This window comes from Streptomyces sp. NRRL F-5126, from assembly GCF_000721265.1.
Classification (GTDB): domain Bacteria; phylum Actinomycetota; class Actinomycetes; order Streptomycetales; family Streptomycetaceae; genus Streptomyces.
In genome coordinates, this window is the sequence record NZ_JOFZ01000004.1 from 75,691 (window position 1) to 97,163 (window position 21,473).

A 21,473-nucleotide genomic window follows, 5' to 3' on the forward strand; every position below is an offset into this window, starting at 1 on the left:
CACCCCTGGGAAGTAGTCCGTGGAATGTAAGGCTGAAGAGATGGGTGGCCTGGGAAAGTGCTGGAAGAGGTGACTGCGACTCGCTATGTCACGCCCCTGCGTGAAGGCGGGTCGCTGCCCGGGATTGTCGAGGCCGACGACCTCGGCACGTACGTCATGAAGTTCACCGGCGCCGGCCAGGGGCGCAAGACGCTCGTCGCCGAGGTCGTCTGCGGCGAGCTCGGCCGCTGCCTCGGGCTGCGGGTGCCCGAGCTGGTCACCATGCAGCTCGACCCGGTCATCGGTCTGTCGGAGCCCGACCAGGAGGTCCAGGAGCTGCTGAAGGCGAGCGGCGGGCTGAACCTCGGCATGGACTACCTGCCGGGGTCGATAGGGTTCGACCCGCTCGCGTACGAGGTCGGGTCTGAAGAGGCCGGCCGTGTCGTCTGGTTCGACGCCCTGATCAACAACGTCGACCGCTCCTGGCGCAATCCGAACATGCTCGTCTGGCACGAAGACCTCTACCTCATCGACCACGGCGCCACCATGATCTGGCATCACAACTGGCCCACCGCGCAGGCTTCCGCGGCCAAGCCCTACAACGCCTCCGACCACGCGCTGGCGCCGTTCTCGCCGGACGTCGCGGCCGCGGCCGCAGCGCTCGCGCCGCTGGTGACGGAGGACCTGCTCGCGCAGGTCACCGCGGCCGTGCCGGACGAGTGGCTGGTCGACGAGCCCGGGTTCGCGACGACGGACGAGCTGCGGCGCGCCTACGCGGCGCCGCTGCTTGCCCGGGCGGCCACCATCCACGAGCGCATCGTCATGGACGCGCCCACCAGGAAGGGCCCCTCGCGTGCGCCCGGTTGGCTCACCGGCCGTCCGGACGACGCCGTCCGCGTGCCGCACGGACGGGAGGGCGGCCGATGAGCGTGCGGGACGTCTACGAGTACGCGCTGCTGCGCGTGGTGCCGCGCGTCGAGCGCGGCGAGTGCTGCAACGCCGGGGTGATCGTGTACTGCCGGGCGCAGTCCTTCATCGCCGCGAGGACGCACCTGGACGAGGCGCGCGTGACGGCGCTCGATCCGTCGGTGGACCTGGCGGGCGTGCGGGCCGCGCTCGCGGCCGTCGAGTCCGTGTGCGACGGAGGCGCCTCGGCGGGCCAGGCCGGGCGGGACGAGCCGGGACGCAGGTTCCGCTGGCTGATCGCGCCGCGCTCCACCGTCGTGCAGCCGGGGCCCGTCCACACGGGGCTTACGGCCGACCCGAAGGCGGAGGCCGAGCGGCTGCTCGATCTGCTGGTGCGCTGATCGTCGCGAGGACCGTTCTGCGGTACCCCGCGGCCCATGAGGCGACCGCCACCGGCCCGGCCCGTTGACACCGCGTGCCAGGGCTTCTAGCGTCGTTCTGCCAAGAGACTAAGCGGTCGCTCAGTCGATGAGGTTTCCTAGGGCGAGGAGAACAGGGATGTCCACCACCGAGCAGCGAGTCGCCGTCGTGACCGGGGCGGCGCGGGGGATCGGCGCCGCGACCGCCGTACGGCTCGCGGCCGAGGGCCGCGCCGTCGCCGTACTCGACCTGGACGAGGCGGCCTGCGCGAAGACCGTGGGTGCGATCACCGAGGCGGGCGGCAAGGCGCTCGCCGTCGGCTGCGACGTCTCCGACAGCGCGCAGGTGGACGCGGCCGTCGCACGGGTCGTCGCGGAGCTCGGCGCGCCGACGATCCTCGTCAACAACGCGGGCGTCCTGCGGGACAACCTGCTCTTCAAGATGTCCGAGTCCGACTGGGACACCGTGATGAACGTGCACCTCAAGGGCTCGTTCCTGATGTCGCGCGCGTGCCAGAAGCACATGGTCGACGCCCATTGGGGCCGCATCGTCAGCCTCTCGTCGTCCTCCGCGCTCGGCAACAGGGGCCAGCTCAACTACGCCTCGGTCAAGGCGGGTCTGCAGGGCTTCACCAAGACGCTCGCCAAGGAGCTCGGCAAGTTCGGCATCACCGCGAACGCCGTGGCGCCCGGCTTCATCGCCACGGACATGACCGCCGCGACGGCCGCGCGGGTCGGCATGAGCTTCGAGGACTTCGAGGCGGCCGCCATCACGCAGATCCCCGTGCAGCGCGCCGGCAGGCCCGAGGACGTCGCCAACGCCATCGCCTTCTTCACCGGCGACGACGCGGGCTTCGTCTCCGGGCAGGTCATGTACGTGGCCGGCGGCCCGCTCAACTGAACCGAGGACAGCCATGACACAGCAGCAGGCACCCGACAGCGGCAAGGTCGCCCTGGTCACCGGCGCGAGCCGGGGCATCGGCTACGCCATCGCCGAGGCCCTCGTCGCGCGCGGTGACCGCGTGTGCGTCACCGGGCGCAACGAGGACACGCTGAAGGAGGCCGTCGAGCGGCTCGGCGCCGACCGGGCCATGGGCATCGCGGGCAAGGCGCACGACCCGGCGCACCAGGCCGCCGTCGTCGAGGGCGTGATGGGCGCGTACGGGCGGATCGACCACCTCGTCAACAACGCCGGGACGAACCCGGTCTTCGCGCCGCTCGCCGACCTCGACCTTGCGGTCGCCGCCAAGACCTACGAGACGAACGTGCTGTCCGCGCTCGGGCTCGCGCAGAAGACGTGGCACGCGTGGCAGAAGGACCACGGCGGCACGATCCTGAACATCGCCTCCATCGCGGGGATCGGCGCGTCGCCGTTCATGGGCACCTACGGCATGAGCAAGGCCGCCATGATCAACCTGACGATGCAGCTGGCGCACGAGTTCGCGCCCGTCGTGCGGGTCAACGCGATCGCCCCGGCCGTCGTGAAGACGAAGTTCGCGCGGATGCTCTACGAGGGCCGCGAGGAGGAGGCCGCCGCCGGGTACCCGATGGGGCGCCTCGGCGCGCCGGAGGACGTGGGTGGCGCGGCCGCCTTCCTCAGCTCGGACGCGGCCGGCTGGATCACCGGGCAGACGCTCGTCGTCGACGGCGGGCTGTTCCTGAACGCGGGGGTGTGAGCGGCGGGTACTGCACCCGTGTGCCGTGTGCCGTGTGCGGCCGGCCGTCCCGCGAGGGCTCGGCCGGCCGCCGCCGTTGTCAGTGGCGCCCGGTAGGTTCGTGAACGGACGATCAGTCGGCGAACACCGGAGGATGTTGACGTGACCGAAACGGACATGCTGCCCGAGTCCTGGCGCGGAGCACTGGGCGGGCAGCTGCGCGAGCCGTACTTCGCCGAGCTGATGGAGTTCGTGGCGAAGGAGCGTGCGAACGGTCCCGTCCACCCGCCGCAGGACGAGGTCTTCGCCGCGCTGGCGGCCACGCCCTACGAGGACGTGAAGGTGGTCGTCATCGGCCAGGACCCGTACCACGGCGCGGGTCAGGGCCACGGCCTGTGCTTCTCGGTCCGGCCCGGCGTGCGGACGCCGCCGTCGCTCAGGAACATCTACAAGGAGATGAAGGAGGACCTGGGGCACCCGGTGCCGGACAACGGCCACCTCATGCCCTGGGCGCGGCAGGGCGTCCTGCTGCTCAACGCGGTGCTCACGGTCCGCGAGGGCGAGCCCAACTCGCACAAGGGCAGGGGATGGGAGAAGTTCACGGACGCGGTCATCAGGGCCGTCTCCGGGAGGCCGGACCCCGCGGTGTTCGTGCTGTGGGGGGCGTACGCGCAGAAGAAGCTGCCGCTCATCGACGAGTCGCGGCACGCCGTCGTGAAGGGAGCCCACCCCTCGCCGCTCTCCGCGAAGAAGTTCCTCGGCTCCCGGCCCTTCACCCGGATCGACGCCGCGGTGGCCGCGCAGGGCCACACGCCGATCGACTGGCGCATCCCCGACCTGGGCCGAGCCTGAAGGCGATCCCGGCCGACCGCGGCTAGCGTCTCCATTGAGCGTTTTGTCAGATTTTCATTACGCAGCGGTGGAGGGGCCACGCATGGAGCAGCGGCAGTCGTCCGGGGAGTCGCTCATGACCAGGATCGGCCAGGCGGTGATCCTGCTCCACGGCGGTGACCGCGAGGAGGCACGCAACCGCATGGGCGACCTGTGGACGGAGCTGGGGGAGGCGGGGGACGCGTTCCAGCGCTGCACGCTCGCGCACTACATCGCCGACGCCCAGGACGACCCCGGCGACGAGCTGGCCTGGGATCTCAGGGCCCTGACGGCCGCCGACGGGGAGGCGCCGGAGGTCGTGGCGCTGCGCCCGGCCCTCCACGCGGACCTGGCGGCCGACTACGTGAAGCTGCACCGCCCCGACGCGGCCCGGCTCCACCTGGGGCGGGCCAGGGCCTCGGCACACGTGCTGGCGGACGACGGGTACGGGGACGGCGTGCGCGCCGCCATCGCGCTGGTGGCGCGGCAGCTCTCCGGGGCCTGAGCCCCGCGCGCGGACGCGCCTGAGCCGGGTTCAGTGCCCGTACGTCTGATGGCAGATCCGGGCCTGCGGGCTGCCCGCGGGCCAGTGGCCGTAGGTCTCGCCCAGTGTGCAGACGCCGGAGGCGTCCCCCGGGAGCGCCGGCGGCGCGGCCGGTGCGGCATGCGGGTGCTCGCGGCCGCCGGCCGGGAGGCGCCCTGGGCCGTGGGCCTGCGGCGCCCCTTCCCCCCGGTGCACGGAGCCCGTTCCGGCTGCCGCCGCGCGCTGCCGTGGCACCCGCGGCGGAGCCGTGGTGGCCGCAGGGCGCGGCGCGGGCGCGGCCGGTGCTGTCGGCCGCACCATGGACAGTGCCTCCTCGGCGGGCGCCTGCACCACCTGTGGCCGGGTGCCGGAGCGGCGCCGGGCGGTGGGAGCGGTGTCCGGGCGCGAGGCCTTGGCGTGCGTGGCGTCCGGGGCGACGGACACGCAACCCGTGACGGCCGTGGCGGCCAGGCCCGCGGCACCGAGCAGGAGCATCGTTGTGGTGGTCGTTCTTCGCACCCGGCAACTCTGCTGGCCCGCGCCCCGCTTCGGACAGCCATCCGGCGGTAATGAACCCGGAAGGATGATCGTTGCCGTCGCGGTGACGGAAGCCGGTGCGCGGCTCCTCAGTCGCCCGTCGAGCCGTCCAGGGACTCGCGGATGAGGTCGGCGTGGCCGTTGTGGCGCGCGTACTCCTCGATCATGTGCGTGTAGATCCACCGCAGCGTGAACGGCCGCCCGGTCTTCCGATCGCGCCGGCCCGTACCCTCGTCGTCCAGGCCGCGCGCCGCCGCGCGCTCCCTGGCGGTGGCGATCTCCGCCTGCCAGGTGGCGTACGCCTCCGCCCAGGTGTCGTCCTCGCCCACGTGGAAGTCCCCGTCGGGGTCCTCGTCAGTGAAGTAGATGCCGGGCACGTCCTCGCCGTCGAGCGTCTCGCGGAACCAGCCGCGCTCGCACTCGGCCAGATGCCGCACGAGCCCCATGAGGCTGAGCCCCGACGGCGCCACCGGCCGCTGCCTGAGCTGATCGTCGGTCAGCCCCGCGCACTTGGCGGCGGTGATCGCCCTGTGGTGGTCGAGCCAGCCCTCCAGCATCGCGCGCTCCGCGGCGTCGACCGCGGGAGCCGGGTACCGACCGACCGCGTCGGTCGTGGCGGGCGGCGCGGTCGCGGAGGTGGACGAGGGGACGGCAGGGGTGTGCCCCGCGGCAGTTGGCGTCATGACGGCCATCGTGGCGCAAGCACGGCCCGCGCGCGACGCGTTATTCGCTCGTCCGCCACCGGACTGCCGTGCCCGCGGCCGGACCGCCGTGCGGTGCCTGAGACCCTGGCGTCCGGGTCGGGATCCGCGACGGCGCGGGCAAGGACGGCCACGACCGGCGAGGTCGGCTCGTCGAGCGGTCTGACGGTCCGCCGTGTCGTGCAACTCGCTGCCAGGGCTCCGGACGGCGAGCGGGGAGGGGTCGGGAACGACCGGCCTGGCCCGGGAGCGCGCCACCGGCCCGCGCCGCCCGGCCCAGGGGCTGCCGGGCATCCGCCACGTATGCTGCCCGGACGCGCACCCTGGGAGGGCTCAGTGAAGGTCGGCTGCATCGGACTCGGCGACATCGCGCAGAAGGCGTACCTGCCGGTGCTGACCGCGCTGCCCGGCATCGCGCTGCACCTGCAGACCCGCACGCCCGCCACGCTCGCGCGCACGGCCGAGGCGCACCGCATCCCCGGCCCGCAGTGCCACGCCGACCTGGACGGGCTGATCGCCGCGCGGCCCGACGCCGCGTTCGTGCACGCCCCGACGGCGGCGCACCCGGAGATCGTCGGACGCCTCCTCGACGCCGGGATCGCCACCTATGTCGACAAACCGATCGCCTTCACGTACGCCGAGTCCGAGCGCCTCGTGCGGCTGGCGGAGGAGAAGGGCGTCTCGCTCGCGGTCGGATTCAACCGCCGTTTCGCCCCGTCGTACGCGCAGTGCCTGGAACACCCGCGAGAGCTGATCCTGCTGCAGAAGAACCGGGTCGGGCTGCCCGCGCCCGCGCGCGACTTCGTCGTCGACGACTTCGTGCACGTCGTGGACACGCTGCGCTTCCTCGTACCGGGGCCCGTCGACCACACCGACATCAGGGTGCGCGTGCGCGACGGACTCCTCCACCACGCAGTGCTGCAACTGTCCGGCGACGGCTTCACCGCCATCGGGACGATGAACAGGGTCAGCGGATCGACGGAGGAGATCCTGGAGGTCTCGGGGCAGGACTCCAAGCGCGCCGTGCACGACCTGGCCACCGTCGTCGACCACAAGGGCCAGCCGACGGCGCGCCGCCGCGGCGACTGGGTGCCCGTCGCGCGGCAGCGGGGCATCGAGCAGGCCGCACTCGCCTTCCTCGACGCGGTACGCGCGGGGGAGCGGCTCAGCGCCCGGGACGCGCTGGAGACCCATGAGCTGTGCGAACGGGTGGTGCTTGCGGCGCAGGCTGAGGGCGCCTGACCCAGCCGCCACCGACGCCGCCGCCACCACCGCCACCGATGCGGCGTGAGTGCACTGCCCGCGCGGCGCGCACCGAGCAGAAGAGCGCCACCACGGCCGACGCCGCGTACACCGCCCAGTCCCCGAACCTGTCGTACAGGGTCGCCCCACGGGCCATCGGCACCTCGAACACGGCGGACGCGGAGCGGTCCGTGCCAAGCGGCTCGCCCACGCGGGCGCCGTCGGGGCCGAAGACCGCGCTGACACCGGTCAGCGTCGCGTGCACCACGGGCCTGCCCGTCTCCGCCGCCCGCAGCGCGCCGAGCGACGCGTGCTGCGCGGGTGCCCACGTGTCCTGGAACGACGCCGTCGACGACTGCACCACCAGCACCTGCGCGCCGTCGTTCGCGAGGTTCCTGCTCATGTCGGGGAACGCCGACTCGAAGCAGATCAGCGGTCCGACGCGCAGTGTGCCGCCCCCGCGCACGGGCACGTGCATGACCACTTGGCGGCGCCCGGCCACCCGGTCCTCGCCCGCGGCCCTGCCGACGGAAGTGACCCAGCCGAGCAGCGCACGCGCCGGAACGTACTCGCCGAAAGGCACCAGGCGCATCTTGTCGTACGTCACCCCCACAGGGCCTCGCGGGCCGATCAGCGTACTTCGCTTGAAGACGCCCGCACGGCCCGCCGCGTCCCTGTTGTACGCGTCCACGTTGACCAGCACGTCCGCGCCGACGCGCCGGGACATCGCGGCGAGTCGGCGCGCCAGCGAGGGATGGGTCGAGAAGCTGTGCGTCACGCTGCTCTCGCCCCACACCACCAGGTCCACCCGGCGTCCCGCCACCTCGCGCGTCAGCGACTCGCTCCTGGCGAACCGCAGCTCAGGGGCGCCAGGAGCGCGTGAGACGATCCCCGGCTGCACCACCGCGACCCGCGCCGGCGCGCCCGACCGCGCGGGCCGCGGCGCCCATGCCCACACCGAGCCCACCGCGACGGCGCCGAGCACCAGCGACACCGCCACCGCCGTCCGCGCCGCGCCGGAGACGAGCAGCAGCGTCAGCGCCACATTGACACCGACCACCACCAGGCTGACCAGCCACACACCGCCCACCGACGCGAGACGCAGCGCCGGCGCGACCTGCCACTGGCTCGCACCCAGCACGCCCCACGGGCCGCCCAGCCCCTGCCAGGACCGCACGGTCTCCACCATCAGCCACGCAGACGGCACGACAGCCAGCGCCGCGAGCGCGCGCGGCGCACGCGGCGGCCCGTCCGTGCCCCCGAGCAGTGCCCTCACCAGCAGCCCCCACGGCGCCCACAACAGCCCGAGCAGCGCGCCGAGCACCACGATGAACACGTTCAGGCTCGTGAACAGCCAGTGGTGCACGGCGATCATGTAGCCGGTCCCGCCGAGCCAGCCGTCGAGCGCCGCACGGCCCGGGGTCGGCGCGGACCTCGCCAGCAGCAGCCACGGCACCAGCGCCGCGTACGCGCACCACCACCAGGACGGCGCGGGGAAAGCCAGGGCGGGCAGCGCGCCCGCGCCCAGGGCGGCCGCGCCGCGCCACCAGGGCGAGGCCTGCCACGGCCGCGTACGTGCCCGACCGGGCCCCTCGACCGGACCGACCGCAACCTGCATGCCGAGCCTCCTCGCCATGCCGAGCCTCCTTGCCGCGCGTGACACCCGTGGAGCCGCGCGTGAGACTCACGGACCCCGTGCCATGCCTACCCACATCGCGCGGGTATGCCGCGCGCCTCACACGGCGGGCCCCGCAACTCACCGGCACGCAAGGCGGATGTCATGAGGATGTATCGTCCGCGCAACGGGGGCCGCAGGCCTCACGGATCCGTTCACCCCGGCAGGCCCGGTGCCGTGGGCGGAGAGTGGATGGATCATGATTCCTCACGTGTCACACAGAGCCGGCCGTCCACCCGCGCACACGGGTTTTCGGGCAATCGGGAGTACGGGGTTAGGGCGATGAGACTCTGCTTTCTGGTGGAGGAGCAGTACCGCCGCGACGGCATGCCCGTCGAGGTGATACGGCGCCTCACGGACTGGGGGCACCGGGTGGACGTGGTGCGGCCCGGCACCTCGCTCATACCCGTCTCGGAGTCCATACGCGCCGGCAGCCACGACGCGTGGGTGCTCAAGACGGTGTCGGGCGGCCCCGGGCTGACCCTGCTCGAGGCCGCCGCAGCGGTCGGCCTCACCACCGTCAACGACGCGCGCGCCATACGCGGCGTACGCGACAAGGCGCTCGCCGCGGCCATCGGACGCAGCAGGGGCCTGCCCGTGCCCCTGACGTACGCGGCAGCCGACTGGCGCACGCTGACCGAGGTGCCCGCCGAGTGCTTCCCCCTCGTCGTCAAGCCGGCCGACGGCAGCTCGGGGCGGGACGTCCACCTGGTGGCCACGCCCGAACGGCTGGCCGAACAGGCCGCGCTGTCCGAACAGGACGGCCCCGCCGCACACCGTGGCGGCGGCATGCTGATCGCGCAGCCGTACGTGGCGAACGACGGCACCGACCTCAAGGTCTACTCCGTGGCGGGCGACCTGTACGCCACACAGCGGCGCTCGCCGCTCCACCCGGACCGCTCGCTGCCTGAACGCAGGGTGGAGCTGCCGCGGGAGGTCGCCGCCATCGCCGCGCGCGTCGGCGAGGTGTACGGACTCGACCTGTACGGACTCGACGTGCTGCTCGGCCCGGACGGGCCCGTGGTCGTGGACGTCAACGACTTCCCGAGCTTCCGTCAGGTCCCGGAGGCGGCCGACCGCGTCGCGAGCGCCGTCCTGCGGCTCGCCAGGGGCCGCGCGGCCGCTCCCGCCGTGCCCGCGCTGCCCGCACCGCGCCTCGCCCCGCAGATCCCCGTCACCGCCGGCGAGGACCGGTGAGGATCGGCCTCGTCACCAGCGCCCCCGAACACCCCCTGCTGGCCGACGCGACCGCGCTGCTGACGCCCCATCACGACGTGTGCGTGCTCGACCCCGCGCGAACCGGCGCCACCGGGCCCGGAGGACCGCTTGCCGACGTCTACCTGCTCAAGGCGCGCACCCCGCGCGCGATCGCACTCGCGCGGAACCTGGAGCAACGGGGCGCGCCCGTCCTGAACACCGCGTCAGCGACCGAGCTGTGCCAGGACAGGACGGCGATGGCCGCCGTGGCGCGGAGTGCGAGGCTGCCCTTCGCACGGACACGGTCCGTCGCATCGCTCGGCCGGCTCCTGGCGGAAGGCGGCCCGAGCCGCCCGGTTGTCGTCAAGAGCCGGCACAGCCGCAGGGGGGACCTCGTGGCACTCGTCGCCGACGAGGCCGAACTGCGCGCCCTGGAGGCGAAGTGGCGCGACGAGCCGGTCGTCGTGCAGCCGTTCACGCCCAACAGCGGCTGGGACCACAAGCTGTGGGTGATCGACGGGCAGGTGTTCGCTGCGCTGCGCCGCTCGGAACTGGCCGCCGAACAGCCCGGCACGACGTCCCTCGCGGCGGAGGAACTCCCGGCCGGCTGGGCGGACCTCGCGCTGCGAGTGGGCGAGGCCTTCGCGCTCGACGTGTACGGGGTCGACATCATCGACGCGGGCGGCGGCGAGCCGCGGATCGTGGACATCAACGCCTTCCCCGGCGCACGCGGCCAGGCGGGCGCCCCGGAGGCGCTCGCGGCGCTGGCGCTGCGTACCGGCGCCGAGGGCATCGGCGCCGTACGGGAACGGCGCCGCGCGGCCGTCGTGCCGCCCGGCGCGTGGACGGGTCCGGTGCGCGGCGCCGCACCTACAATGCCTGAATGATCTTCATCACCGTCAAGTTCCCCGTGAAGCCCGAGCACGCGGAGGCGTGGCCGGCCGAGGTGGCCGACTTCACGGCGGCCACGCGCGCCGAACCTGGCAACCTGTGGTTCGAGTGGTCACGCAGCCTTGAGGACCCGAACACCTACGTGCTGGTCGAGGCGTTCAGGGACGGCGCGGCCGCAGCGCACGTGGAGTCGGACCACTTCAAGGCCGCGCTCGCACGGTTCCGGCCGCTGGTCAGCCGCACGCCCGACATCGTGAGCACCACGATCGAGGGCGCGGACGGCTGGAGCGAGATGGGAGAACTGAAGGTCGACTAGGCCGGAGACGCCTCAGGCAGCGCTGTCGACACTGCCGACGGCTGCGGCCCACTCCAGCAGCAGTACCTCGTACGCCTCGGAAGGCCACGTCCCGTCGGCCGAGTCGACGAGCGCGCGGATGCGCTCGTTGGCCGCCGCGACGTCCGACACCCTGCGGGGTGCGGCGGCGGAGGCGGAGGACTTGGACATGTGGCAAGCCTAGAACCTGATTTCCGCGATCGTGACGATTCCGTGAGCGTCCTTGGTCACATCCGAGACCCGATCGTGCTCCCCGTCACACAGGACCCGCCGCGGAACGGGGAACCGGCGGCGTACCGTGCGTGAAGGAATTGCGATGCCGCCCCCGGACCAGGCACGTTCCACGGGCGGTGACGGGGGCCAGAGGCGAGGGAACCAACCGGCACCATGGCGCCAGAAGAACCGGTACTGCTCGGCAGGACGGGCCACGCGGCCCTGCTCACCCTCAACAGGCCACGCGCGCTCAACGCGCTCACCCACCCCATGATCGGGATGATCGACGCGGCCCTCACCCGCTGGCTCGACGACCCCGCCGTGCTGGCCGTCGTCGTCGCGGGCGCCGGGGACCGCGGCCTGTGCGCGGGCGGTGACATCCGCGCCGTGCGCGAGGACGCCCTCGACGGCGGCCGTACGTCACCCGCGTTCTGGCGCGACGAGTACCGGCTCAACGCACGCATCGCCCGCTACCCGAAGCCGTACGTCGCGCTGATGGACGGCATCGTGATGGGCGGCGGCGTCGGGATCTCGGCGCACGGCCGTGTACGCGTCGTCACAGAACGCTCCCGCGTGGCCATGCCGGAGACCGGCATCGGGCTCGTCCCCGACGTCGGAGGCACTCACCTGCTCTCCCGCGCGCCCGGCGAACTCGGCACGCACCTGGCCCTGACCGGCGCCGTCATGGGCGCCGCCGACGCCCTGCTGTGCGGCTTCGCCGACCACGCCGTCGACTCGCGCGACCTGCCCGCCCTCGTCACGGCACTCGGCGAGCAAACGCCCGCCGAGGCCGTGCGCCGGTTCACGGCCGAACCCGCCGAGGGCGCGCTCGCGGAGAACCGCGCGTGGATCGACGACTGCTACGCGGCCGGGAGCGTCGAGGAGATCGTCGCCCGCCTCCTCGACCACGGTCACCCCTCCGCCAAGGAGGCCGCCCAGACGATCCTCGGCCGCTCGCCCACCGCGCTGAAGGCCACCCTCGCCCTGCTGCGCGCGGCAAGCGCCCGCGAGAGCCTGGAGACGGCGCTCGACGCCGAGTACCGCGCCTCCTGCGCCGCGCTCGCCCTGCCCGACCTGCCCGAGGGCGTACGCGCGCAGATCGTCGACAAGGACCGCCGCCCGCGCTGGGACCCGGCGGAGCTGGCCGGCGTCGCGGACGCGGACGTGGCGCGCTTCCTCGCACACCCCCCGGGCGGAGACCTCGGGCTCGCCGCCGCGCTCGGCTGACCGTACGGCGCCGGAGGCCGCCGGTGTCAGCGGTCCCCGGCCCCGCGGGGGCCGGGGGCGCCTCCGCCGTGGATCCGGGCCGCGGCGCCGAGGTGGTGGCGCTTGCGCCAGCCGACCACCGCGGCGACCACGGCCGACAGCACGATGAAGCCCGAAGCGACCAGGAACGCGGGCGACGTGGGCGACGCGGCCGTTGAGCCCGCCACCACGTACGCGGCCGTGTTCGGGATCGAGCCGAGGCCGGTCGCCACCAGGAACGACGGCCAGTTCATCCGGGACACCGCGGCGCCGTAGTTGGCCGCCGCGAACGGCACCCCGGGGAACAGCCGGATCGCCAGCATCGAACGGAACCCGTACCTGCTCATCAGCCCGTCGGCGGCCGTCAGCCACCGGCCGCGCACCAGCGTGCGCAGTGCCCGCTGCCCCAGCAGCCGCCCGAGGCCGAAGGCGATACCCGCGGCGAGCACCGTGCCCGCGATGGCAGCGCCCAGCCCGGCGACGGTGCCGAGGAGCGCGCCGGACGCCGCGTTGAGCAGCGGCCTCGGCGCGAACGCCGCCGCGCACAACCCGTAGACCAGCGCGAACAGCGCCGCAGCCGCGAAACCGCCCGCGTGCGTGGGCCAGCCGTTCGACAGCAGCCGCTGCGGCCGGTACACGGCCACGAGGACGGCCGCTGCGCCCAGTACGGCGACGAGCAGGCCGAACCGGCACCACGGTGACAGCAGACGGCGGACGACGCGGGCCGGGGCGGCCCTGGGGACGGTGGCGAGCACGCCCGGAGACTAGCCGAGAGCGCCTGGGGCAGGGGCGCCGCCCGGCGTTCGGCGACGGCCGCCCGGCGTCCGCCGCAGGGCCGCTGTCCGCGACAATGGGACCGTGAGCCAACCGACCGAGGCGGTGCCCGTGACGCGCGCCGTCGACTCCGGCACCGCGCGCCTCCTGCCCGACGTGGACACGCAGCGCGCCTGGCTGCTGACGCTCGACGGCGCGCCGCAGTCCTACGTCGACCTCGACGAACCCGCGCACCTCGAGTTCGAGTACGTGCGGCGCATCGCCCACGTACTCGACACGACGGGCGAGGAGGGCGCGCCGCTCGCCGTCGTGCACCTCGGCGGCGGCGCCCTGACGCTGCCCCGCTACCTGGCGGCCACCCGGCCGGGAGCCGTCCAGGACGTCGTGGAGGCCGATCCGGGCATCATCGCCCTCGTCGCCGAGCACCTGCCGCTGCCCGACGGTGCGGGGATCGCCGTCCACCCTGCCGACGCCCGCCAGTGGCTCGCCGCCGCGCCCGGGGGCTCGGCCGACGCGATCATCGGCGACGTCTTCGGCGGTGCGCGCATACCCGCACACGTCACCTCCGTCGAGTACGCACGCGAGGTGGCACGCGTACTGCGGCCGCAGGGCGTCTACGCCGCCAACCTCGCCGACGGCGCGCCGTTCTCCTTCCTCCGCCCGCAACTGGCCACCTTCGCCGCCGTCCTCCCGGAGCTCGCGCTCATCGCGGAGCCGGCCGTGCTGCGCGGCAGGCGGTTCGGCAACGCGGTACTGGTCGCCTCGCACGCCCCTCTCGACATCGCCGCGCTGGCCCGCCGCACCGCGGGAGACGCGTTCCCGGCGCGCGTGGAGCACGGCGCGGCGCTGCGGCGGTTCACGGGACGCGCCGAGCCCGTACGGGACGACGCGGCGCAGCCCTCACCCCGGCCCCCCGAGGGGGCCTTCGGCATCGGCTGAGGCCACACCCGTATCGACCACGGCCTGGTCGATGGCGTCGGCCCCGGCCCTCACACGTCGCGTGATCGACCGCACCTCCGGCACGAACAGCACCGCCGCGGTCAGCAGCACGACGAGCCCCGCCGACACCCACAACGCCTGCCCACGCCCGAGCGTGGACTGCGCCGGGCCCGCGAGTGCGGTCGCCACGGGCACGAGGGCGAGCGAGCCGAGCCAGTCGTACGAGGACACGCGCGACAGCTTCTCTTCCGGGATCTCCTGGTGCAGGGCCGTCATCCAGCCCACCCCGAACACCTCCACCGACGCGCCCGCCACGAACATCGCAACCGCCAGCACAGCGGCCGAGACCGGCACGGCCAGCGCCATCAGGGGCAGGGCGAACGGGAAGACCCCCAATGTCCCGGCGAGCAGGAAGCGCCGGGGCTGCCACCGGGTCATCACGATCGCCCCGATGACCGTGCCGGCCCCGTACACGGCGTTCGCGACGCCCCAGGGGCCCGCGCCGCCGTAGTGTTCGCGGGCGACGAGCGGCCCGTACACCGCCTGCCCGGCGACGGCCACGGCGTTGACCACGCCGAACTGCACGACGATGGCCCACAGCCACGGCCGTGAGACGAACTCGCGCCAGCCGTCCCGCAGGTCACGCAGCACGCCGCCGCCGGGATCGCGCTCCGGCACGTGGCTCAGGTCGAGGAAGGCCCTCAGCGACCCCGCGAACAGGAACGACGCCGCGTCGCACGCCAGCACCCAGCCGGGGCCGACCCACGCCACGAGGGCGCCGCCCACCGCGGCCCCGCCGATCGTCGCCCCGTTCACCGCCATCCGGTACACCGCGAAGCCGCGCCCCGCGCTCTCGCCGTCCACGCTGGAGAGCAGCATGCCCTCGGACGCCGGGCCGAACAGTGCCTGGCCCGTGCCGCCGAGCGCCGACAGCACGACCATCTGCCACAGCTCCGCGCGGCCGAGCAGGACGAGAGCGGCGAAGGCGCCTTGCGAGACGCAGTTGAGCGCGTTCGCCGCGACCATCACCCGATGGCGCGGGATCCGGTCCGCGAGCGCCCCGCCGATCAGCACGAACAGCACCAGCGGCACCGTGCGCGCGCTCGCCACGAACCCCACGTCGGCCGCGGAGCCCCCGGTGGACAGCACCGCGAAGGCCGAGGCGATCAAGGCGCCCTGCGAACCGAGCTGGGAGACCACGGCCGCGGTGGACAGCAGCAGGTAGTTGCGCGAGTAGGTCCTGGGCACCCGCGGACTGTGGCGGGAAGGGCGCCCGGCCGCAACCGGATTTCCGGTCTTCACCGGCGGGTCAGCGCGGGCGCCGGGGCCGAGGTCCCGTCACTTCACCGAGCCGGCCGGCAGCCGCACCGTGCTGAGGATCCGCATGGCCGTCTTGTCGGCCAGCTCGTCCTTCACGCCACGCGCCCCGTAGAGCACCCAGGTCGTGTAGTCGCCCTTGCCGTTGAGGAAGGTGAAGGCGATGGTCTTGCCGTCGGAGTCGCACTTGGAGTGCTTCGTCAGGCCCGTGGTGGTCGCCGTCGCGACGCTGCCCTTGAGGCCCGACTTCGTGGTGTACGACCTGGCCTTGCTGACCTTGATTTTCTTGTGCACGGTCTTCTCGGGCTCCGCCTGGCCGTACGCCGCGAATGCCCAGGTGCCGGCCTCGGCGACGGCCGCGCTCCCCGTGTCCTTCGCGCCCTGGCCGCCCTTCGTGCCGGCCGCCGCGAGCGACGTGTCCTCCGGCCTGCCGCCCTTCGAGGTGTCCTCGCACCACTTGGGCTGCAGCACGGCCGGGGCCGAGAACAGGGCGAGCGCCGAGCCGTCGCCCTTCTTGTCGTCGCTGAAGCCCTGCATGGTGCCGGACGACTCCACCTGCCAGCCGGGCGGAACGTCGAACTCCGTGCCGTGCGTCGGGTTGGCCACGACCTTCCAGCCGGGGATCGTCGGCTTCGCGCCGTCGCCGCCGCGCGGGTTGTCCGTCGGACCCGCGGCGGCGGGCGTCGAGTGCGTGGCCGCCGGCTTCTTCGCCACCGTCTTCGCCGGGGCGTCGTCCCTGTTCGCCACCAGGTACGTGGACACGCCCGCCGCCGCCAGCACGGCCACCGCGCACGCGATGGCGATCACAGTCGTGCGCCGCCCGCCGGCCGCGGGCTTCACCGGCGTGGGCGTGCCGCCGTACATCGGCACGGTCTGCTGCTGGTAGGGGTTGGGCTGCGTCGGCTGCTGCCCGGACGGCCCGTAGCCCTGCTGCGGGTAACCCGGCTGCTGCCCGGACGGCCCGTAACCCGGCTGCTGGTACCCGGGCTGCTGGTAGCCGGGCTGCTGGTAGCCCTGCTGTGGATGGCCCGACTGCTGTCCGGCCTGCTGCCCCGCCTGCTGCTGACCCGCCTGCTTGTACGGGTTCTGGTCCTGCGTGTCTCGCTCGCCCCCGGGCGGCTGCTGTCCTGGCCACATGGCGAGTAACCATAGAGGGGCCGGGCGGCGGCGTGGTCGCCGCTGTGTCACGGTCCTGTCGCATCGCGTGTCAAGGGCCGGTACGGAGCGAAATCCGGCCACGTCGAAGCGGCCCCCGCGAGCAGGTAGGCTGATCGGGCCAGGGCTCGGGGGACATGAGCGGGAGGGACCTGCGTTGGACGTCCAGGGGTGGCTCGAGACCGTTCCTGCGGTGAGCATCTACCTGCTGGTGGGTGTGGTGATCGGGGTCGAGAGCCTCGGCATCCCGCTGCCGGGCGAGATCGTTCTCGTCGCCGCGGCACTGCTCGCGTCGCAGCAGGGACACATCAACCCGTACATCCTCGCCGCCTGCGCCTCCGCGGGCGCCGTCGCCGGCGACTCCACGGGGTACCTCATCGGCCGCAAGGGCGGCAGGCCCTTGCTCGCCTGGTTGGCGCGAAAATTCCCCAAACACTTCGGCGAGTCCCAGGTCGGCACCGCCGAGCGGTCGTTCGAGAAGTGGGGCATGTGGGCCGTGTTCTTCGGCCGCTTCGTCGCCCTGCTGCGCATCTTCGCAGGTCCGCTCGCCGGCGTGCTGAAGATGCCGTACTGGAAGTTCCTGACCGCCAACCTGCTCGGCGGCGTGGTCTGGGCCGGCGGTACGACGCTCATCGTGTACGAGGTCGGCAAGGTCGCGGAGGCCTGGCTGAAGAGGTTCTCGTACCTGGGCCTCGTCCTGGCCGTCGTCATCGGCGTCGCGTCGATGCTGGTCGTGAAGCGCCGCGCCAAGAAGTCGGCGGAGAAGCGGGCCGAGGAGCAGGCAGCCGACGAGGCCGTGCCGGTGCCCTCGGGCACGGCCGACTGAGATCCCCGCACACCACTTCCGCCACCCAAACCTCTGCGCACCACGTGACGCCAAGTGGCCAGGACTCGGCTGTCACCCGCCCATGACGGTCAATAGCCTGTGTTTCACCGACCGTTACAGGCCAGCAGACGCGAGGGGCAGCCATGGTCACCACTCAGCAGATCCCCGACATCCTGTCGCCCGAGTTCGCGCACAACCCGTATCCGGCCTACCGGATGATGCGGGAGGAAGCCCCGCTGATCTGGCACGAGCCCACCCAGAGCTACCTCATCTCGCGGTACGAGGACGTCGAGCGCGCCTTCAAGGACAAGGCGGGCGTGTTCACCACCGACAACTACCACTGGCAGATCGAGCCCGTGCACGGCAAGACGATCCTGCAGCTCAGCGGGCGTGAGCACTCTGTACGGCGCGCGCTCGTCGCCCCCGCCTTCCGCGGATCCGAGCTCCAGCAGAAGTTCCTGCCCGTGATCGAGCGCAACGCGCGGCAGCTGATCGACGCCTTCCGGCACACCGGCTCCGTCGACCTGGTGGACGGCTTCGCCACCCGCTTCCCCGTCAACGTCATCGCCGACATGCTCGGCCTCGACAAGGCCGACCACGCCAGGTTCCACCGCTGGTACACCGCGGTGATCGCGTTCCTCGGCAACCTCTCGGGCGACGCCGACGTCGTCGCCGCGGGCGAGCGCACCCGCGTCGAGTTCGCCGAGTACATGATCCCGATCATCCGCTCACGCCGCGACGACCTGGGCGACGACCTGCTCTCGACGCTGTGCCGCGCCGAGGTCGACGGCGTGCGGATGAGCGACGAGGACATCAAGGCGTTCTGCAGCCTGCTGCTCGCCGCGGGCGGGGAGACCACCGACAAGGCCATCGCGTCGATCTTCGCGAACCTGCTGCTCCACCCCGACCAGCTCGCCGCGGTCCGCGCCGACCGCGGCCTCATCCCGCGGGCGTTCGCCGAGACCCTCAGGTTCACCCCGCCCGTCCACATGATCATGCGGCAGACCGCGCAGGCCGTGTCCGTCAGCGGCGGCACGATACCGGCGGGCGCCACCGTCACCTGCCTGATAGGCGCGGCCAACCGGGACTCCGACCGCTACCGCGACCCCGACACCTTCGACATCTTCCGCGACGACCTGACCACCACGACCGCGTTCTCCGCCGCGGCCGACCACCTCGCCTTCGCCCTCGGTCGGCACTTCTGCGTGGGCGCCCTGCTGGCCAAGGCCGAGGTCGAGACCGGCGTCAACCAGCTGCTCGACGCGATGCCCGACGTACGGCTCGCGGACGGCTACGACCCGGTCGAGCAGGGCGTGTTCACCCGCGGCCCGCAGTCGCTGCCCGTGGTCTTCACGCCCGCCGCCGGCTGAACACCGTGTGCGGGGACCGGCGGCGCGCGCACCGGCCGCCGGTCCCCGCACACGGCGCGCCCTGTCAGCCGAGTAGCGGCGAGAAGCTCACCGGCAGGTCGAGCAGGCCGCGCATCCAGATCGACGGACGCCACCGCAATGCCTCCGCCTCCACCGCGAGCACCACGTCGGGCAGCGTTTCGAGCAGTGTCTCCACGGCCGTGCGGGCGATCACATCCCCCAGCTGCGGCCCGGGGAACGTGCAGCGGTGCTCGCCGTTGCTGAACGACAGGTGCGCGGAGTTCTCCGCGCCCACATGGCCCTCAGGCCACATCTGCGGATCCGTGTTGGCCGCCGCGAAGCTCATCACCAGGCAGTCGCCGGCCTTGATCTGTCGGCCGCCCAGCTGGATGTCGCGCACGGCCCACCGCCCGATGAAGTTCTGCGTCGGCGTGTCGAGCCACAGCACCTCGTTGAGCGCCTGGCCGACGCTGAGCTTGCCGCCCGCGACGGTCGTCGCGAAGCGGTCGTCGGTCAGCAGCAGCCGCAGGCTGTTGCCGATCCAGTTCGCCGTGGGCTGCTGCGCCGCCGCGATGACCGTGATGACGTCCTGCACCGCGGCCTCGTCCGTCAGACCCGCCGGGTGCAGGAGCATCCGCGACGTGACGTCGTTGCCCGGCGCCGCGCGCTTCTCCTTGACCAGTTGCTCGATGCGCGCCTGGACCCTGCCGTACGCGGCGACCGGGTCCTCGCCCTCGTTGGCGTCGAGGGAAAGACGCAGGTCGCGTACGAGGTCCTCGGTGTCGACGCCGCCCGGCGGCATCCCGCACAGCTGGACGATCGCCCGCATCGGCAGCGGGTGCGCGTACGCGGTCATCAGCTCCGCGTGCCCGCTCCCGGCGAACGAGGTGATCAGCGAGTGGCCGATGGCCCGGCACATCGCCGAGAGCTCCATCTGGTCGACGGCGTCCAGCGCCTGGCTGATCACCCCGGCGCGCCGCTGGTGCTCCGCGCCCTCGACGAACAGGACCGACGGCTGGTAGCCGACGTAGGGCAGCAGCGGCCAGTCCGGCGGGATGTTGTCCCACTGGGTCCAGCGTCGCGAGTCCCTGGCGAAGAGCTCGTCGTGGCCGGTCACGTACGACACCTCGTTGTAGCCCAGCACGAGCCACGCGGGTACGTCGTTGTCGAGGAGCACGGGTGCGACGGGGCCGTGGTCCCGGCGCAGCGACCTGTACAGCTGCGAGGGCGTCTGCTGGTACTCGAGGCCGCTCAGGCGCACGGCCGTCGCGTGGGCCGGGCAGCCGGGCGGCGGACCGGCGGTGGTCTCCATCGGCAGGGGATCGGTCATGGGGTCATCTCCCGGGCCATGGCAAGTTCGTAGAGGTGGTCGACAAGGGTGATCAGCACGTGCTTGCCGGACGAGCGGACGCGCGCGTCGCAGTCGATCAGCGGCACGTCGTCCGAGAGCGAGAGCGCCTGGCGGATCTCGTCGAGCGTGAACGACGCGGTGTCGTTGTCGAACCTGTTCACCGCGACCACGAACGGCGTCTTGTGGTGCTCCAGCCGGTCCACCGCGTACCAGGAGTCGCTCATGCGGCGTGTGTCGACCAGCACGACGGCGCCCAGCGTGCCGGAGAACAGCCGGTCCCACAGGAACCAGAACCGCTCCTGGCCCGGCGCGCCGAACAGGTAGAGCACCATGCGCTCGTTGAGGCTGATCCGGCCGAAGTCGAAGGCGACGGTCGTGGTGGTCTTGGTGACCATGCCGTCCGTCTCGTCGACGCCGACGCCGGCCTGCGTCATCACCTCTTCGGTGTTGAGCGGCCGGATCTCGCTGACGGAGCGTACGAGGGTCGTCTTGCCCACCCCGAAGCCGCCGACCACGACGATCTTCAGACCGGTCTCCGCCGCGTCGCTCAGCGGCGTGCGGGTGGTCAGTTCAGAGGTTGCGGAGTCCATGGAGCACCTCCTTCAAGAGGTCGGAGTCGGGCAGCGAGGCGGCCGGTCGCGCGCCACGGGGGTGCCGCGCGGTGATCCGGCCCATCGCGTGCAGGTCGGCGAGGAGGATCCGCACCACCGTCACGGGCATCTTCAGCTCGGCCGAGACCTCCACGACCGCGGTCGGGTGGCGGCACAGCTCGAGGATCCGCACGTGCTCCGACTGCAGCCCGGCCGTCGGATCGCTCTCGCTGACGATCAGGGTGACCAGGTCGAACGTGGTGTCGTCGGCCCTGCTCCGGCCGCCCGTGACCATGTAGAGGCGGTCGGGGAAGCCGACGTCGACGGGCTTGCGGGTCATGACGCGGCGTTCTCCCCGGCCGGGGAGCGCGGCTCGGCACGGAGGTGGTCGCCGATCTGCTCGATCATCTCGGTCATCTGGTGCCCCACCATGCCCGGGTCCGCGCCGTCCTCCGCGACGACCGCGAGGTGTGCCCCGTCCCCCGCCTCCACGATGAACAGCAGGCCGCCGTGGAACTCGGTCATGGAGTGCCGTACCCCGCCGCCTCCGCTGCCGAACTCGACCGAGGCGCCCTGCGCCAGGGCCTGGATCCCGGAGCAGATGGCGGCCAGCTGGTCGGCCTGGTCGATCGTCAGATGGCGGCTCCAGCAGAGTTTCAGCCCGTCGCGGGAGAGCACGAGGGCGTGCCGGGTGCCCGGGGTGCGCTCAAGCAGGTTCTCCAGGAGCCAGGTCAGACTGGTGTCTGTGGTCTGCATGGGGGTTC

Annotated in this window: 25 protein-coding genes; 14 read left to right on the forward strand and 11 right to left on the reverse strand. The window is 72.9% G+C overall.

From position 1 onward, the window contains the following. Positions 1 to 57: 57 nt before the first annotated feature. From IH48_RS0108750 to IH48_RS0108775, 6 genes are all read left to right on the forward strand, one after another. On the forward strand, positions 58 to 906 hold the full coding sequence (locus tag IH48_RS0108750) for a HipA family kinase (RefSeq protein WP_051839425.1): 849 nt from the start codon (positions 58 to 60) through the stop codon (positions 904 to 906). Then, positions 903 to 1,286, forward strand: a complete 384-nt coding sequence (locus IH48_RS0108755; protein ID WP_030901437.1) for a DUF3037 domain-containing protein — start codon at positions 903 to 905, stop codon at positions 1,284 to 1,286. Before IH48_RS0108750 ends, IH48_RS0108755 begins: the two co-directional genes overlap by 4 nt. A gap of 157 nt (positions 1,287 to 1,443) precedes the next feature. Then, positions 1,444 to 2,205: a 3-oxoacyl-ACP reductase FabG gene (fabG, locus tag IH48_RS0108760; protein ID WP_030901439.1), complete on the forward strand. Its 762-nt coding sequence runs from the start codon at positions 1,444 to 1,446 to the stop codon at positions 2,203 to 2,205. A 13-nt stretch (positions 2,206 to 2,218) separates the two neighbouring features. After that, positions 2,219 to 2,980, forward strand: coding sequence for an SDR family oxidoreductase (locus IH48_RS0108765; protein ID WP_030901441.1), 762 nt, complete (start codon positions 2,219 to 2,221; stop codon positions 2,978 to 2,980). 156 nt (positions 2,981 to 3,136) lie between these two features. Continuing rightward, positions 3,137 to 3,811 (forward strand): uracil-DNA glycosylase, encoded by a 675-nt coding sequence (gene ung / locus IH48_RS0108770; protein ID WP_037841514.1) that lies wholly within the window; start codon positions 3,137 to 3,139, stop codon positions 3,809 to 3,811. A gap of 82 nt (positions 3,812 to 3,893) precedes the next feature. Then, positions 3,894 to 4,334 (forward strand): hypothetical protein, encoded by a 441-nt coding sequence (locus IH48_RS0108775; protein WP_030901444.1) that lies wholly within the window; start codon positions 3,894 to 3,896, stop codon positions 4,332 to 4,334. A 30-nt stretch (positions 4,335 to 4,364) separates the two neighbouring features. Here the strand turns inward: IH48_RS0108775 and IH48_RS0108780 are convergent, their stop codons facing one another. Further along, positions 4,365 to 4,871, reverse strand: a complete 507-nt coding sequence (locus tag IH48_RS0108780; protein WP_158710264.1) for a hypothetical protein — start codon at positions 4,869 to 4,871, stop codon at positions 4,365 to 4,367. Positions 4,872 to 4,978: 107 nt separating this feature from the next. Further along, on the reverse strand, positions 4,979 to 5,446 hold the full coding sequence (locus IH48_RS0108785; protein WP_051839554.1) for a DinB family protein: 468 nt from the start codon (positions 5,444 to 5,446) through the stop codon (positions 4,979 to 4,981). A 480-nt stretch (positions 5,447 to 5,926) separates the two neighbouring features. On the opposite strand from IH48_RS0108785, the gene IH48_RS0108790 reads away from it, so the two are divergent. Further along, positions 5,927 to 6,832, forward strand: a complete 906-nt coding sequence (locus IH48_RS0108790; protein WP_030901451.1) for a Gfo/Idh/MocA family protein — start codon at positions 5,927 to 5,929, stop codon at positions 6,830 to 6,832. Here the strand turns inward: IH48_RS0108790 and lnt are convergent. Then, on the reverse strand, positions 6,756 to 8,468 hold the full coding sequence (gene lnt / locus IH48_RS0108795) for an apolipoprotein N-acyltransferase (RefSeq protein ID WP_420705458.1): 1,713 nt from the start codon (positions 8,466 to 8,468) through the stop codon (positions 6,756 to 6,758). The genes IH48_RS0108790 and lnt overlap by 77 nt on opposite strands. 321 nt (positions 8,469 to 8,789) lie before the next feature. Between lnt and IH48_RS0108800 the strand changes: the two genes are divergently transcribed. From IH48_RS0108800 to IH48_RS0108810, 3 genes are read left to right on the forward strand one after another with little or no spacing between them, the layout of a single operon-like run. After that, positions 8,790 to 9,704 carry an ATP-grasp domain-containing protein gene (locus IH48_RS0108800; protein WP_030901456.1) on the forward strand — a complete coding sequence of 305 codons (915 nt, stop codon included), beginning with the start codon at positions 8,790 to 8,792 and terminating at the stop codon, positions 9,702 to 9,704. Then, positions 9,701 to 10,591: an ATP-grasp domain-containing protein gene (locus tag IH48_RS0108805; RefSeq protein ID WP_078849572.1), complete on the forward strand. Its 891-nt coding sequence runs from the start codon at positions 9,701 to 9,703 to the stop codon at positions 10,589 to 10,591. Before IH48_RS0108800 ends, IH48_RS0108805 begins: the two co-directional genes overlap by 4 nt. Continuing rightward, positions 10,588 to 10,911 carry a putative quinol monooxygenase gene (locus IH48_RS0108810; protein ID WP_030901460.1) on the forward strand — a complete coding sequence of 108 codons (324 nt, stop codon included), beginning with the start codon at positions 10,588 to 10,590 and terminating at the stop codon, positions 10,909 to 10,911. The genes IH48_RS0108805 and IH48_RS0108810 overlap by 4 nt, the downstream gene beginning before the upstream one ends. A gap of 12 nt (positions 10,912 to 10,923) precedes the next feature. Here the strand turns inward: IH48_RS0108810 and IH48_RS36560 are convergent, their stop codons facing one another. Then, a complete protein-coding gene (locus IH48_RS36560) occupies positions 10,924 to 11,100 on the reverse strand; it encodes a hypothetical protein (protein ID WP_199809918.1) in 177 nt (58 codons plus the stop codon). A gap of 216 nt (positions 11,101 to 11,316) precedes the next feature. On the opposite strand from IH48_RS36560, the gene IH48_RS0108820 reads away from it, so the two are divergent. After that, a complete protein-coding gene (locus IH48_RS0108820; RefSeq protein ID WP_030901463.1) occupies positions 11,317 to 12,369 on the forward strand; it encodes an enoyl-CoA hydratase/isomerase family protein in 1,053 nt (350 codons plus the stop codon). A 26-nt stretch (positions 12,370 to 12,395) separates the two neighbouring features. Here IH48_RS0108820 and IH48_RS0108825 read toward each other — a convergent pair whose 3' ends face one another. Next, positions 12,396 to 13,142, reverse strand: coding sequence for a TVP38/TMEM64 family protein (locus IH48_RS0108825; RefSeq protein ID WP_051839428.1), 747 nt, complete (start codon positions 13,140 to 13,142; stop codon positions 12,396 to 12,398). Between the two features lie 103 nt (positions 13,143 to 13,245). On the opposite strand from IH48_RS0108825, the gene IH48_RS0108830 reads away from it, so the two are divergent. Further along, positions 13,246 to 14,100: a spermidine synthase gene (locus IH48_RS0108830; RefSeq protein WP_037841411.1), complete on the forward strand. Its 855-nt coding sequence runs from the start codon at positions 13,246 to 13,248 to the stop codon at positions 14,098 to 14,100. Here IH48_RS0108830 and IH48_RS0108835 read toward each other — a convergent pair. Beyond that, a complete protein-coding gene (locus IH48_RS0108835) occupies positions 14,062 to 15,348 on the reverse strand; it encodes an MFS transporter (RefSeq protein WP_234434183.1) in 1,287 nt (428 codons plus the stop codon). The genes IH48_RS0108830 and IH48_RS0108835 overlap by 39 nt on opposite strands. A gap of 90 nt (positions 15,349 to 15,438) precedes the next feature. Next, entirely contained in the window at positions 15,439 to 16,554 is a 1,116-nt protein-coding gene (locus IH48_RS0108840; protein WP_030901472.1) for a hypothetical protein, read from the reverse strand. 175 nt (positions 16,555 to 16,729) lie between these two features. On the opposite strand from IH48_RS0108840, the gene IH48_RS0108845 reads away from it, so the two are divergent. Both IH48_RS0108845 and IH48_RS0108850 read left to right on the forward strand, forming a co-directional pair. Next, positions 16,730 to 17,398, forward strand: coding sequence for a DedA family protein (locus IH48_RS0108845; RefSeq protein WP_030901474.1), 669 nt, complete (start codon positions 16,730 to 16,732; stop codon positions 17,396 to 17,398). A gap of 143 nt (positions 17,399 to 17,541) precedes the next feature. Continuing rightward, positions 17,542 to 18,768, forward strand: a complete 1,227-nt coding sequence (locus IH48_RS0108850; RefSeq protein WP_030901476.1) for a cytochrome P450 — start codon at positions 17,542 to 17,544, stop codon at positions 18,766 to 18,768. A gap of 64 nt (positions 18,769 to 18,832) precedes the next feature. Here the strand turns inward: IH48_RS0108850 and IH48_RS0108855 are convergent, their stop codons facing one another. From IH48_RS0108855 to IH48_RS0108870, 4 genes are read right to left on the reverse strand one after another with little or no spacing between them, the layout of a single operon-like run. Further along, positions 18,833 to 20,098, reverse strand: coding sequence for a cytochrome P450 (locus tag IH48_RS0108855; protein ID WP_030901478.1), 1,266 nt, complete (start codon positions 20,096 to 20,098; stop codon positions 18,833 to 18,835). Continuing rightward, entirely contained in the window at positions 20,095 to 20,709 is a 615-nt protein-coding gene (locus IH48_RS0108860; protein WP_030901481.1) for a GTP-binding protein, read from the reverse strand. Before IH48_RS0108860 ends, IH48_RS0108855 begins: the two co-directional genes overlap by 4 nt. Then, positions 20,690 to 21,049, reverse strand: a complete 360-nt coding sequence (locus IH48_RS0108865; RefSeq protein WP_030901484.1) for a DUF742 domain-containing protein — start codon at positions 21,047 to 21,049, stop codon at positions 20,690 to 20,692. Before IH48_RS0108865 ends, IH48_RS0108860 begins: the two co-directional genes overlap by 20 nt. Next, the gene (locus IH48_RS0108870) at positions 21,046 to 21,465 is read right to left on the reverse strand and encodes a roadblock/LC7 domain-containing protein (protein WP_030901488.1); all 420 of its coding nucleotides are present in this window, start codon (positions 21,463 to 21,465) and stop codon (positions 21,046 to 21,048) included. Before IH48_RS0108870 ends, IH48_RS0108865 begins: the two co-directional genes overlap by 4 nt. Positions 21,466 to 21,473: the final 8 nt, after the last annotated feature.